The sequence below is a fragment of the Liquorilactobacillus ghanensis DSM 18630 genome (assembly GCF_001435235.1).
In the GTDB taxonomy this organism is placed as follows: domain Bacteria; phylum Bacillota; class Bacilli; order Lactobacillales; family Lactobacillaceae; genus Liquorilactobacillus; species Liquorilactobacillus ghanensis.
This window is the reverse complement of the sequence record NZ_AZGB01000015.1, coordinates 113,831-126,958: the sequence shown is the minus strand read 5'-3', so window position 1 is coordinate 126,958 and position 13,128 is coordinate 113,831. Positions and strand designations below refer to the sequence as shown.

The 13,128-nt window shown below is 38.2% G+C and carries 13 protein-coding genes; all 13 read left to right on the top strand.

Annotation, left to right across the window (positions count from 1 at the left end; genetic code table 11):
* Positions 1-8: 8 nt before the first annotated feature.
* The 13 genes from mutS to fabG all read left to right on the top strand — a co-directional run bounded on the left by mutS (position 9) and on the right by fabG (position 13,125).
* Positions 9-2,609 (top strand): DNA mismatch repair protein MutS, encoded by a 2,601-nt coding sequence (gene mutS / locus FC89_RS04770; protein ID WP_057871405.1) that lies wholly within the window; start codon positions 9-11, stop codon positions 2,607-2,609.
* A gap of 18 nt (positions 2,610-2,627) precedes the next feature.
* Complete coding sequence (mutL, locus tag FC89_RS04765) at positions 2,628-4,583, top strand: DNA mismatch repair endonuclease MutL (RefSeq protein ID WP_057871404.1); 1,956 nt, start codon at positions 2,628-2,630, stop codon at positions 4,581-4,583.
* Between the two features lie 18 nt (positions 4,584-4,601).
* Positions 4,602-5,207, top strand: coding sequence for a Holliday junction branch migration protein RuvA (ruvA, locus tag FC89_RS04760; RefSeq protein WP_057871403.1), 606 nt, complete (start codon positions 4,602-4,604; stop codon positions 5,205-5,207).
* A 22-nt stretch (positions 5,208-5,229) separates the two neighbouring features.
* The gene (gene ruvB / locus FC89_RS04755) at positions 5,230-6,249 is read left to right on the top strand and encodes a Holliday junction branch migration DNA helicase RuvB (RefSeq protein WP_057871402.1); all 1,020 of its coding nucleotides are present in this window, start codon (positions 5,230-5,232) and stop codon (positions 6,247-6,249) included.
* Positions 6,250-6,268: 19 nt separating this feature from the next.
* Positions 6,269-7,312, top strand: coding sequence for a tRNA preQ1(34) S-adenosylmethionine ribosyltransferase-isomerase QueA (queA, locus tag FC89_RS04750; RefSeq protein ID WP_057871401.1), 1,044 nt, complete (start codon positions 6,269-6,271; stop codon positions 7,310-7,312).
* Between the two features lie 23 nt (positions 7,313-7,335).
* Entirely contained in the window at positions 7,336-8,481 is a 1,146-nt protein-coding gene (gene tgt, locus FC89_RS04745; protein ID WP_057871400.1) for a tRNA guanosine(34) transglycosylase Tgt, read from the top strand.
* An 82-nt stretch (positions 8,482-8,563) separates the two neighbouring features.
* Positions 8,564-8,935 (top strand): preprotein translocase subunit YajC, encoded by a 372-nt coding sequence (yajC, locus tag FC89_RS04740; RefSeq protein ID WP_057871399.1) that lies wholly within the window; start codon positions 8,564-8,566, stop codon positions 8,933-8,935.
* Positions 8,936-9,202: 267 nt separating this feature from the next.
* On the top strand, positions 9,203-9,649 hold the full coding sequence (fabZ, locus tag FC89_RS04735; RefSeq protein WP_057871398.1) for a 3-hydroxyacyl-ACP dehydratase FabZ: 447 nt from the start codon (positions 9,203-9,205) through the stop codon (positions 9,647-9,649).
* A 70-nt stretch (positions 9,650-9,719) separates the two neighbouring features.
* Complete coding sequence (locus FC89_RS04730) at positions 9,720-10,160, top strand: MarR family winged helix-turn-helix transcriptional regulator (RefSeq protein ID WP_057871397.1); 441 nt, start codon at positions 9,720-9,722, stop codon at positions 10,158-10,160.
* 16 nt (positions 10,161-10,176) lie between these two features.
* Positions 10,177-11,154 carry a beta-ketoacyl-ACP synthase III gene (locus FC89_RS04725; RefSeq protein ID WP_157060658.1) on the top strand — a complete coding sequence of 326 codons (978 nt, stop codon included), beginning with the start codon at positions 10,177-10,179 and terminating at the stop codon, positions 11,152-11,154.
* Positions 11,155-11,186: 32 nt separating this feature from the next.
* Entirely contained in the window at positions 11,187-11,429 is a 243-nt protein-coding gene (locus FC89_RS04720) for an acyl carrier protein (protein WP_057871396.1), read from the top strand.
* An 18-nt stretch (positions 11,430-11,447) separates the two neighbouring features.
* Positions 11,448-12,383: an ACP S-malonyltransferase gene (locus tag FC89_RS04715; protein ID WP_057871395.1), complete on the top strand. Its 936-nt coding sequence runs from the start codon at positions 11,448-11,450 to the stop codon at positions 12,381-12,383.
* Between the two features lie 10 nt (positions 12,384-12,393).
* Complete coding sequence (gene fabG, locus FC89_RS04710) at positions 12,394-13,125, top strand: 3-oxoacyl-[acyl-carrier-protein] reductase (protein WP_057871394.1); 732 nt, start codon at positions 12,394-12,396, stop codon at positions 13,123-13,125.
* Positions 13,126-13,128: the final 3 nt, after the last annotated feature.

The following is a 13,128-nucleotide window of genomic DNA, read 5'->3' as shown; positions in this document are numbered from 1 at the left end:
GTTTTTTTATGCCGCAAAAAACCAAAAAAACACCAATGATGGATCAATATTTAAAAATAAAGGCGCAATATCCAGATGCTTTTTTATTTTATCGTTTGGGTGATTTTTATGAAATGTTTTTTGATGATGCGATTAAGGGTGCCCAAATTTTAGAATTGACTTTAACAAATCGCAATAAAAATGCTGCTGAAAAAATTCCAATGTGCGGAGTACCACATCATGCAGCTCAAAATTATATTGATACTCTAGTTGATCAGGGATATAAAGTTGCTATTTGTGAACAAATGGAAGATCCTAAATTAGCTAAAGGTATGGTTAAACGGGAAGTTATTCAAGTTGTTACTCCTGGTACAATGACAGATACCGGGGCGAAAGAAGCTAAAGACAACAATTATTTGACCGCTGTTCATCAACAAGGCGATCAATTCGGTTTTGCTTATGTTGACCTATCAACCGGTGAACTTAAAACAGCTGTTTTAAATGGAGCGGAAATTTTATTAAATGAGTTGCTAAGTTTGCGTACTAAAGAAATTGTAATTGATGATTCGATTACAGAAAAAACGCGAGCTTATATAGCTCCGTTAAAAATTATGCTGTCAAAACAAGCCGATGTTACAACCAGTGCTGAGGTTAGCTATGCTCTTCAAGATGTGTCAACGCCATTGGAGCAAGCTGTTTTGCAGCATTTGTTGGCTTATTTACTGCGGACTCAAAAACGGAGTCTGGGTCACTTACAAAAAGCAGTGCACTATGAACCATCAGATTATTTGAAAATTGATCATTATTCTAAAAGAAATTTGGAGTTATTACAAAATAGTCGAACTGGCAAAAAAGGTGGTACTTTACTCTGGTTGCTAGATCAAACAAAAACGGCAATGGGTGGTAGACTATTGAAGCAATGGCTGGAACGACCATTATTGTCGATCAAAAAAATTGAATTAAGACAGAAACAGGTAAAAATCTTATTAGACCATTTTTTTGAACGTAGTGAATTAGCTGATGAATTAACCAGTGTATATGATTTAGAACGTTTGGCCGGACGAGTAGCTTTAGGAACGGTTAATGGTCGAGATTTACTGCAATTAAAGCAATCTTTGCAGCAGATTCCGAAGATCCGTTACTTATTGCAACAAATTGATGATGGTAGTTTTAAAGCCTTACTGAAACAATTAGATCCGGTAGCTGAAGTGGTTGATTTGATCGAACAGGCGATCGTTGATGATCCACCAATGTCGATTACTGATGGTAATTTGATTAAGCAAGGCTTTGATCAAGAACTAGATGGTTATAAAGATGCTATGAAAAATGGTAAGCATTGGTTAGCTAAGCTAGAAGCTGATGAACGACAAGCAACCGGAATTAATAATTTGAAAATTGGTTTTAATCGAGTTTTTGGCTATTATATTGAAGTTTCTAAGGCTAATTTGGCTAAACTGCCAACGGACCGGTATCAGCGCAAACAAACGCTGACCAACGCTGAAAGGTTTATTACACCAGAATTAAAAGAAAAAGAAACTTTAATTTTGGGTGCTCAAACTAAAGCCGTCGCTCTAGAATATCAACTTTTTGTTGATTTGCGCGACCGAATTAAAGATTATATCAAACGCTTGCAATTATTAGCAGCTGGGATTTCAGCTTTAGATGTTTTGCAAAGCTTTGCAGTAATTAGTGAACAGCAGCATTTTGTTCAGCCTAAGTTGACAAAAAAACACCAAATTGATCTCACAGCGGGTTGGCATCCGGTGGTTCAGGAAGTAATGGGGGAACAAAGCTATATTCCTAATGACATTAAAATGTCAGAAAAGCTTAATATTTTATTGATAACCGGTCCAAATATGTCTGGTAAGAGTACTTATATGCGACAACTAGCTCAAACAGTTGTTTTGACACAAATCGGCTGTTTTGTTCCAGCTAAAAAAGCCGTATTGCCAATTTTTGATCAAATTTTTACGCGCATCGGAGCAGCTGATGACTTGATTGCTGGACAATCAACTTTTATGGTTGAGATGAAGGAAGCTAATGAAGCATTGATGCATGCGACCCGTAATAGTTTGATTTTGTTTGATGAAATTGGTCGTGGAACAGCGACTTATGACGGAATGGCTTTAGCACAGGCAATCATTGAGTATGTCCATAATAACTTACATGCTAAGACTTTGTTTTCAACGCATTATCATGAATTAACCGCTTTAGAGCAGACATTACCTGAATTGACCAATGTCCACGTTGGAGCAGTTGAAAAAAATGGTAAATTAACTTTTTTGCATCGAGTTGAAGCAGGACCGGCAGATAAGTCTTATGGAATACACGTAGCTCGTTTGGCCGGCATGCCGGAAAGCTTATTACAGCGAGCCGATGTGCTGTTAAAGAAACTTGAAAAAACAGCCAAAAAGCCAGCTGCAAAAGAAACCGCGTTAAAATCAGGCGAAACAACTAATAAAACAGCTGAGCAACAATTATCGTTATTCGTTCCTGAAACAGTAGCACCGGTTAAACATCAACAACAGCGTGTCATCGATGAATTAAGCCAAACTGAATTAATTTCTTTGACTCCACTAGCTGCTTTGAATTTATTATCAAAATGGCAACAGGAGCTGCGAAAAAAATAGATACAGAGGTGAATGCAGATGACTAAAATTAAAGAATTACCAGCAATATTGGCTGATCAAATTGCTGCTGGTGAAGTGGTTGAGCGACCAGCATCGGTAGTTAAAGAATTGGTTGAAAATTCCATTGATGCTGGTAGTACACAAATTTCAATTACAGTCGAGGAAGCTGGTTTGGCCTTAATTCAAGTTACCGATAACGGTCAAGGGATTGCAGCTGATGAGGTAAAATTGGCTTTTAGACGGCATTCAACGAGTAAATTAGTCGATAGGCATGATCTTTTTCGGATTAAAACGTTAGGTTTTCGAGGGGAAGCTTTGCCAAGTATCGCTTCAGTAGCTGAAGTTATTTTGGCAACGGCTGCCATTGATGGTCAAGGAACGCAAATTAGAATTCGTGGAGGCAAACAACTTGAGCAAAAAATAATTGCTCGTCCTCAAGGAACTCAAGTGCAAGTTAAATCGCTTTTTTTCAATACGCCCGCACGTTTAAAATATTTAAAAAGTCCGCAAACTGAGCTAGCGGTAATTAGTGATATAGTTGATCGTTTAGCATTGAGCCATCCAGAAATTGCTTTTTCTTTTAAAAATAATGATCGTTTATTACTGCAGACGGCTGGAAATCGTAATCTTCAGCAAACGATCAGTGCAATTTACGGAATTAAGAATGCCCGGCAGATGCTGGCAATTAAAAATGAAAATTTGGATTTTAAAGTGAGTGGCTTTGTTTCACTGCCTAAGTTAACTCGAGCGACCAAGAATTATATCAGTTTGCTGCTAAATGGACGCTATATCCGCAACTATCAGTTGGCAAATGCTGTAATCAAAGGCTATGGATCAAAGTTGATGGTTGGTCGTTATCCGCTAGCGGTTATTCAAATTGAACTAGATCCGGTCTTAGTAGATGTGAATGTTCATCCTGCTAAGCAAGAAGTTCGTATCAGCAAAGAAGAGCAGTTAATGCAATTAATAACGCAGACGATTTATGCCAGAATTTTTCAGGAAAATTTGATTCCTGATGCACTGGATAATCTTGGCAGCAATAAACGTCAAGCGTTGGATTTTAAACAATTAAACAATCGTTTAAATGAAAGTTCTCAGCCGTATCAACATGCAGCTGTGGAAAAACAACCAGCCAACCAATCAACTGCTCCTGAACCAACTGTCAAAGAAGCGCAGTCACAGCCGAAAGTTTATATTATCAAACAGCGTACTGAATTAACTGACAAATTAGCCAGTTGGGATCAAAGATATACAACTGTTGATAAGCAGAAAAGTTCAGTTGTCAATGTGACATCACCGGCACCAGAACCAGCTGTAACGCAACCAGCTCCAAAAACAGATAATAATGAGGCGGTTCAGCGGCGGTTTCCCAACTTGCATTATCTTGGGCAGTTACATGGAACTTATTTATTGGCGGAAGCAGAAGACGGTTTTTATTTAGTTGATCAGCATGCGGCTCAGGAACGATGCAAATATGAAAAATTTCGGGTTTCAATCGGTTCAGTCGCTTCAGCGCAACAAGAAATGCTGGTCCCGCTAGTGTTAGACTACCCAACTAGCGATGCATTGATTATTAAGGCAAATTTAGCCAAGTTAACAGCAGTTGGAATCCAATTAGAAGATTTTGGTCAGAACAGTTTTATCGTTCATCGGCATCCTACTTGGTTTGAAGCTGGTAAAGAAGAAATTATTATTCGTGAATTGATTGATACGCTTTTGCGGGATGGTAAAATTTCAATTGCTGGTTTTCGTGAACAGACAGCTATTACTATGAGCTGTAAATTATCGATTAAAGCAAATCATCATTTGGATAGTCAACAAGCAAAAGCCTTGTTAAAACAATTAGCTGCATGTGAAAATCCATTTAATTGTCCTCATGGACGTCCTGTTTTAGTACATTTTTCTAAAACTGATTTGGAAAGAATGTTTAAACGAATTCAAGATCCGCATCATAGTCAAAAAGATCAACAGTAATGAGTTGGAGGAGCAAAAATGTATGAGTATTTAACAGGATTGGTAGCTGATGTAACACCAGCTTATCTGGTAATTGACGTTAACGGCGTTGGCTATTTAGTTTATGCAGCCAATCCATTTCGTTTCAATAGTGGTGAACAGGCTAAAATTTTTGTTTATCAAGCGGTTCGCGATAATGATATTTCGTTATACGGCTTTGCTACTAAAACAGAAAAGGATTTATTTACCAAATTATTAAACGTTTCAGGTATTGGACCCAAAAGTGCTTTAGCGATTTTGGCGACGAATGATTTGCAAGGTTTAGTGAATGCGATTCAAAATAATAGTATTGGTTATTTAACGAAGTTTCCAGGTGTTGGTAAAAAAACGGCTCAGCAGATCGTACTTGATTTAAAAGATAAACTTGGTCAAGTTGAAACAGATAATTCACTGGTAGCTAAAATGGCTTCAAATCAGACCGATCCTACAGCCAATGCTTTATTAGAAGAAGCTTTAGCTGCTTTAAGTGCCTTGGGTTATACTAAAAATGAGATTAAGAAAGTGAAGCCGCAGCTGAAAAAAACATCGGCTGCAACGACTGATGAGTATTTGCGATTAGCATTGAAATTTTTAATGAAGAACTAGTTTAATGGCAGGAGGTGAATCAATGTCAGAAAAAGAACGGATTGTTTCTAGTAATCCAATGGATGATGAAAAAGATGGAATGGATCTTTCATTGCGACCACAAACACTGGCACAATATATTGGTCAAACTGCAATCAAACAGGAATTATCGGTTTATATTCAAGCAGCGCAACAACGACAAGAAGCGCTTGACCATGTATTGCTGTATGGACCACCAGGTTTAGGAAAAACGACCTTGGCCTTAGTAATTGCTAATGAGTTGCGGGTTCACATTCGCACAACCAGTGGTCCAGCAATTGAGCGGCCAGGAGATCTAGTCGCTTTATTGAATGAATTAGAGGCTGGTGATGTTTTGTTTATTGATGAGATTCATCGTTTGCCTAAAGTTGTCGAAGAAGTTTTATACTCAGCTATGGAAGATTTTTTTGTTGATATTGTTATCGGTCAAGGCCCAACAGCTCATCCAGTTCATTTTACTTTGCCGCCATTTACATTAATTGGAGCAACAACACGTGCTGGCTTACTATCAGGACCACTGCGCGATCGGTTTGGAATTGTTGCCCATATGCGTTTTTATACGGTGGCAGAATTGCAGACGATTGTTAAACGAACAGCTGATCTGCTGCAAACCAAGATCACTGATCAGGGAGCATTTGAAATTGCTCGTCGTTCACGGGGAACGCCACGAATTGCCAATCGCCTGTTAAAACGTGTTCGTGATTTTGCAGAAGTCGCTCAGCAGGCCGAAGTTGATGATGAGTTGGCGATTCGTTCGTTGAAATTGCTGCATATTGATGATGCCGGTTTAGATGAAACTGATCGGCATTTGTTGGAAACAATGATTAAATATTATAATGGTGGACCTGTTGGTGTGAATACATTAGCCGCAAATATTGGTGAAGAGGTCGAAACGCTAACTGAAATGGTTGAACCATTTTTGCTCCAGCTAGGTCTGGTTAAACGAACGCCGCGCGGCCGAGTGGCAACACCAGCGGCTTATCAGCATTTGGATCTGCCGTATTTTGACCAGAAAAATAAATAAATTAAAGAGGTTGAAGATTTTGAGTGAAGAACATTTAACTACCGAAGATTTTGACTATGATTTGCCCCAAGAGCTGATTGCACAAACACCGTTAAAGGAGCGCGATCATTCGCGAATGCTGATTTTAGACAGCAAAACCGGTGAATATCAAGACGATGTGTTTTATCATGTAATCGATCAGCTTAATCCAGGGGATGCCCTGGTAATGAATGATTCCCGGGTAATGCCAGCCCGACTTTACGGAGTTAAGCCGGATACTGGTGGTCATTTGGAAGTGCTGCTGCTTAATAATACTGAAGGCGATGATTGGGAGACTTTGATCAAACCAGCACGTCGCGCTAAAGTTGGTACCAAAATTGTTTTTGGCGATGGAAAATTAAGTGCTGTAGTTACTAAGGAACTTGAACATGGTGGCCGAATGATTCATTTTGAATACCAAGGTATCTTTATGGAAATTTTAGATCGACTTGGTGAGATGCCATTACCACCATACATTAAACAAAAACTTGATGATCCTGAAATGTATCAAACAGTTTATTCCCGAGAAATTGGTTCAGCGGCGGCACCAACTGCTGGATTGCACTTTACAAAAGAATTATTGCAGAAAATTGCTGACAAAGGGGTTCATTTAGTTTATTTAACCTTGCACGTCGGACTGGGAACTTTCCGACCAGTTAGTGTGACTAACATTAAAGAACATCATATGCATAGTGAATTCTATCGTTTAAGTGAAGATGCTGCCCAGGTTTTAAATGATGTCCGTCAAAACGGTGGTAAAATTGTAGCTACCGGAACTACCTCGATTCGAACTCTAGAAACGATTGGAACCAAATTTAATGGTGAAATTCGAGCAGATAGCGGCTGGACAGACATTTTCATTTATCCAGGTTATCAGTGGAAAGTAGTGCAGGCATTCATTACTAATTTCCATTTACCTAAATCAACGCTGGTTATGTTGGTAGCATCATTTACCGGTCGTGACAATATTTTAAATGCTTATCGCCATGCCGTTAAAGAAAAGTATCGTTTCTTCAGTTTCGGCGATGCCATGTTTATTAAATAAGTAATTCAGATAGGAGATTTTACATGACTGAACCAGCAATCAAATACCATTTGCTTAAAAAAGAAGCTCATACAGCTGCTCGTTTGGGCAAATTGCAGACGCCACATGGAACTTACCCAACGCCAATGTTTATGCCGGTTGGAACGCAAGCAACAGTTAAAACACTGACCCCAGAAGAGCTGGAATCAATGGGGGCTGGGGTAATTTTATCAAATACTTATCACTTATGGCTGCGGCCGGGAGAAAAAATCGTTGAAGAAGCTGGCGGGCTGCATCATTTTATGAATTGGAAGAGAGGAATCTTAACAGATTCCGGTGGTTTTCAAGTTTTTTCTTTAGCCAAAATTAGAGATATCACTGAAGAAGGAGTGCATTTTCGCAGCCATTTAAGTGGTGAAAAATTATTTTTATCACCGGAAAAAGCAATTCAGATTCAGAATGCATTGGGTTCGGATATTATGATGAGTTTTGATGAATGCCCACCATTTTTTGAAAGCTATGACTATATTAAACGCTCGATCGAAAGAACTACTCGTTGGGCGGAACGTGGATTAAAAGCTCATCAGCATCCTGAAAGACAAGGTCTCTTTGGAATCGTTCAAGGTGGCGGTCATCTTGATTTGCGCCAGCAAAGTGCTCGTGACTTAGTTTCGTTGGATTTCCCGGGCTATTCAATTGGCGGATTGTCGGTAGGTGAAAGTAAGGCAGAAATGAATCATGTCTTGGAAAACACAACACCATTGCTACCGGAAAATAAACCACGTTATTTAATGGGAGTTGGATCACCAGATGCTTTGATTGATGGCGTCATCCGTGGGGTTGATATGTTTGATTGTGTTTTGCCGACGAGAATTGCTCGAAATGGGACTTGTATGACTTCACACGGTCGTTTAGTTGTTAAGAATGCTACGTATGCTCATGATTTTACACCACTGGATGATAACTGCGACTGCTATGTTTGTCAGAATTATACCCGGGCTTATTTGCGTCATTTGTTTAAAGCAGATGAGATTTTGGGACTGCGCTTGGCAAGTTATCATAATTTGTACTTTTTGTTAAATCTAATGAAACAGATTCGTCAGGCAATTGAAGATGACAATTTATTGGATTTTCGTGCAGAATTTTTTGAAAATTACGGATTTAATCAAAAAAATCCCCGTAATTTTTAATTGTTTCAGTAAAAAAACTGGTACTTGTAGGAAATCTTTGTTAGAGTTATACTTGTCAGATTATAAATTAGGAGTGAATAAAATGAATAGTAGTGCAGTTTCAACAATTTTAATGTTTGTTGTGTTAATCGGCTTAATGTATTTTATGATGATCAGACCGCAAAAAAAGCAGCAGCAGAAACGTCAAGATATGCTCAGTAATATGAAAAAAGGCGATGAAGTTATTACTTTAGGCCGATTGCATGGAGTAATTGATACTATTAACACTGAAGATCATACGATCACTTTGGATTGTGATGGAATCTTTTTGACTTTTGAACAATCAGCGATTGCGCAAATCGTTAGTCAAACCCCGAAATCAACTACAACTGTCAGCAAAGAGTCAGCAGTCGAAAAGCCGGTTGAGAAATCAGTTGATGAAAAGTCAGATAAAGAAGATAAAAATAACGATTAATTAAATTAGAATTATTGTGTTAATATTTTAATCAATTAGAAAGAGCAGTCAGAAGCTAATTCTGCTGCTCTTATTTTTGTTGCTGTTTTAATAAGCTAGAATGGCAATGCTAATCGAAAATAAGTTTAAAAATAAAAAATAAAAATCGATATTAATGTGAATTTTATTAGCTTTTAAAGCCTGAGTTTGACAATTTAGTTTGATTGTAATATTATTCAATCATCGAATATTTTGATATTCGAAATAAATTTAAGTGAGGTGATCGAAGTGGCAGTTATGGATGCACAGGAAATTATGGATTTAATACCTAACCGTTATCCAATTTGTTATATCGATTATGTAGATGAATTAATTGCCGGTGAAGAAATTACAGCAACTAAGAATGTCACAATTAATGAATCATTCTTTCGAGGACATTTTCCGGGAAACCCAGTTATGCCTGGTGTATTGATCATTGAGGCCTTGGCTCAGGCAGCTTCCATCTTGATTTTGAAATCAACTGAATTTTTAGGAAAGACAGCTTATCTGGGTGCAATTCATCAAGCTAAGTTTCGTCGCGTTGTCCGTCCGGGTGATGTACTTAAGCTGAATATCAAATTAATTAAAAAAAGAGAAAACATGGGAATTGTTGCAACTAAAGCAATTGTGTCTGGAAAAATTGCTTGCGCAGCTGAATTGATGTTTGTTGTTGCGGAACGTAAAGAAAAAATCTAGAGAAAATTTGTTTTTTGCGTAAATACTTTGATAATTGGATTATAAGGATAAAAAGGATGGACGTTACGCAATGGAAAACCAAGTAAAAACAATTAATAACTCATTGATTAGAATTTATACCGGTATTTTATGGATCGAAGAAAATGAATTACGGAAAAGTCAATTCAGTGATTTATCAATTAAAGAAATGCATGCCATCAATGTGATTACGATGTATGAGCAAAAAACTGCTTCGCAAGTTGCCAAAGAGTTGCATTTGACACCTGGAACTTTGACGGCAACAATTGATCGTTTGGTAAAAAAGAACTATGTTAAACGAATTCGCAGTAAGCATGATCGGCGCGTGATTCGATTGGGTTTGACACAAAAGGGCCGTTTGATGTATCGAGCACATGATGCATTTCATCGCATGATGGTTCGCAGTTTTTTGAAGGATTTGGATCCAGAGGAAGTTAAAACAATCGAAAAAGCATTGCAAAACTTGGAAAGCTTTTTGCGTAAACATTCATGATTGAAGGGGATTTGTTTTGGCAGCTATAAAAATTGCAGCAAGTGCTCATTACGTTCCAGAAAAAAAAGTGACTAATGACGACTTAAGTCAATTAATGGACACTTCTGATGAATGGATTTCCAGTCGTACGGGAATTCATCAACGACATATCAGTTGCGGAGAAAATACAGCGGACTTATGTACCAAGGTCGCACAAGAATTATTGAAAAAAAGTCGTTTGACAGCAGATCAGCTTGATTTGATCATTGTCGCTACGATGTCACCTGATTGTTATACACCGGCTACAGCGGCAATTGTACAGGGAAATATTCAGGCAGTGAATGCAGCAGCATTTGACGTTAGTGCGGCTTGTTCCGGCTTTGTTTATGCTTTAACGACCGCTAAGGCAATGATGGGTTTGCCTAGTTATCAACGAGTGATGGTAATTGGCGGTGAGGTGCTTTCAAAAGTAATTGATTGGACTGATCGAACAACAGCTGTTTTATTCGGCGATGGTGCTGCCGGGGTAGTGCTTGAAAATTCCGAGACGACAAGCAGCAAGTTTTTGAGCGAAGACTTGGAAACTTATGGCGACTTGGCTGATCGGTTGCAAGCAGGTTCAACTGCTCCGTTGCAAAAGTTCCCAGCAAATTCTCCACATCATTTTGAAGCTTTTAAGATGAATGGTCGGGATGTTTATACATTTGCAACGCACAAGGTTCCGTTATCAATCGAAACGGCGGTTAAAAGAAGTGGTTTGGAACTTGAACAAGTTGACTGGTTTATTTTACACCAAGCAAATTCGAGAATTATTTCTCAGATTGCTAAACGATTGAAACAACCGCTAGCAAAATTTCCAATGAATATTGCTGAATATGGTAATACTTCTGGAGCCAGTGTTCCATTATTGTTTGATGAATTAGCAGAAGCCGGCCAGATTAAAGCTGGACAAATAATTGTTTTAAGCGGATTCGGCGGTGGCTTAACTGTTGGAACCCAAGTAATTAAATATTAAAAATAAGATTATAATTTAGGAGAGAATCTATCATGACAAAAGAAGAAATTTTAACAAAAGTAAAAGAAATTGTAGCAGAACAATTGGATGTTGACCAAGAAAAAGTAACGATGAATGCAAACATTAAAGATGATTTAGAAGCAGATAGTCTGGATGTTTTTGAAATTATGAATGAATTAGAAGATGATCTTGATATCAAATTGGAAGCTGACGAAAACGTTCAAACTATTGAAGATGTTGTCAACTACGTTAAGAAAGAATTAGATGCTAAATAAGATTGCGGGTAAAACAAGATGAAAATCGGAATTCTATTTAGTGGGCAGGGTGCACAATTCAGTGGAATGGGCATTGATTTCTGCCAAAAAAGTGAATTTTATCGTTCGCAGATTGAACAATTAAGTCAATTTTCTGGTCATGATTTAATCAAACTTTTTCAAAATAAAAATCAAGAATTGAATCAGACAAGCAATGTTCAACCAGCGATTGTTGCTATGAGTTTAGCTTTATTTCGTTTATTGCAACATGATGTTCCGACAATTGAAGTTGCCGGTATGATCGGTTTAAGTCTTGGTGAATACTCGGCCTTGCTGGCAGCACAAGCTTTTGATACCGAAGCCGGTATGCAGCTTTTACAAGCCCGAGCTGATTATATGCAACAGGACGCAGATCGAATTCCAGGGGCGATGGCGGCAGTTATGAAAGCCGATGAGCAGGAAGTAGCAGCAATTTGCCGTCAGGCTTCAACACCGGAGCAATTTGTTGGAATTGCTAATTATAATTCGCCTAAACAGTTGGTGATCGGTGGAGAAAAAACGGCAGTTGATCGTGCAGTTGCACTTTTGCAGGAAAAAGGAATTAAACGTGTGATGACGTTAAAAGTCAATGGGGCTTTTCATACACCACTTTTTAAACCAACTAGTCAAAAATTAGCACAGCATTTGCAGCCAATGTCGATTTTGCCTTGGAAAATACCAGTAATCAGTAATACTACTGGTGTGCCGTTTACTGCAGCTGATTTGAAAAATACTTTGGCACAACAAGTGATTAAACCAACGCACTTTGCTGAAGGGCTAACTTATCTTTGTCATAATTATCAGCCGGATCTACTGGTCGAGTTAGGACCAGGGAAGACTTTGACGCGTTTTGCTAAACAGACTACAGCTGAAATTCCGGCTGTTTCAGTTGAAAATTGGCAACAATATCAGCAGTTTATTGAACAAATGAAATGAGGATGTAATTATGGATCTAGCAGGCAAGACGGTTTTGGTAACTGGGAGTTCCCGCGGTATTGGAGCTCAAATTGCATTGGCTTTTGCTAAAGCCGGTAGTAATGTTATTTTAAACGCGCGTCATGAAATTCCAACAGAACTAATTGAGCAGATTAAGGCAAACCAAGTAGATTGCCAAGTAATTTTAGGTGATATTTCTGATAATGCGACCATTAAAAATATGTTGACCGAACTAAAAGAAAAAGCAAATAAAATTGATGTCTTAGTTAATAATGCTGGAATTACTAAGGACAAGTTGATGATTGGCATGAAGGACGAAGACTTTCGTCAAGTAATTGATACCAATTTAATTGGGACTTTTAATTTAACACGGGGTGTTTTGAAACGAATGTATCGCCAAAAAAGCGGCGTAATTATTAATTTAGCCAGCATTGTTGGCATTCATGGCAATATTGGTCAAGCTAATTATGCTGCCAGCAAAGCAGGTGTGATCGGTTTGACTAAAACAATTGCACATGAAGGGGCTTTACGGCATGTTCGTTGTAATGCAATTGCTCCAGGAATGATTAAAAGCTCAATGACGGATGTTTTAAGTGACAAGGTTAAAGAACAAATGATTAACCAGATTCCATTGGGACGTTTCGGCTTACCAGAAGAAGTTGCTCAAGCAGCGGTTTTTTTAGCCCAGAATGACTATATTACGGGTGATGTTTTGACAATTGATGGTGGAATGACGATTTAGGGG

Coding starts and splice junctions, on each gene's coding strand:
- mutS (WP_057871405.1), top strand. CDS start 9: ATGCCGCAAAAAACCAAAAAAACACCAATGATGGATCAATATTTAAAA.
- mutL (WP_057871404.1), top strand. CDS start 2,628: ATGACTAAAATTAAAGAATTACCAGCAATATTGGCTGATCAAATTGCT.
- ruvA (WP_057871403.1), top strand. CDS start 4,602: ATGTATGAGTATTTAACAGGATTGGTAGCTGATGTAACACCAGCTTAT.
- ruvB (WP_057871402.1), top strand. CDS start 5,230: ATGTCAGAAAAAGAACGGATTGTTTCTAGTAATCCAATGGATGATGAA.
- tgt (WP_057871400.1), top strand. CDS start 7,336: ATGACTGAACCAGCAATCAAATACCATTTGCTTAAAAAAGAAGCTCAT.
- yajC (WP_057871399.1), top strand. CDS start 8,564: ATGAATAGTAGTGCAGTTTCAACAATTTTAATGTTTGTTGTGTTAATC.
- FC89_RS04730 (WP_057871397.1), top strand. CDS start 9,720: ATGGAAAACCAAGTAAAAACAATTAATAACTCATTGATTAGAATTTAT.
- FC89_RS04720 (WP_057871396.1), top strand. CDS start 11,187: ATGACAAAAGAAGAAATTTTAACAAAAGTAAAAGAAATTGTAGCAGAA.
- FC89_RS04715 (WP_057871395.1), top strand. CDS start 11,448: ATGAAAATCGGAATTCTATTTAGTGGGCAGGGTGCACAATTCAGTGGA.
- fabG (WP_057871394.1), top strand. CDS start 12,394: ATGGATCTAGCAGGCAAGACGGTTTTGGTAACTGGGAGTTCCCGCGGT.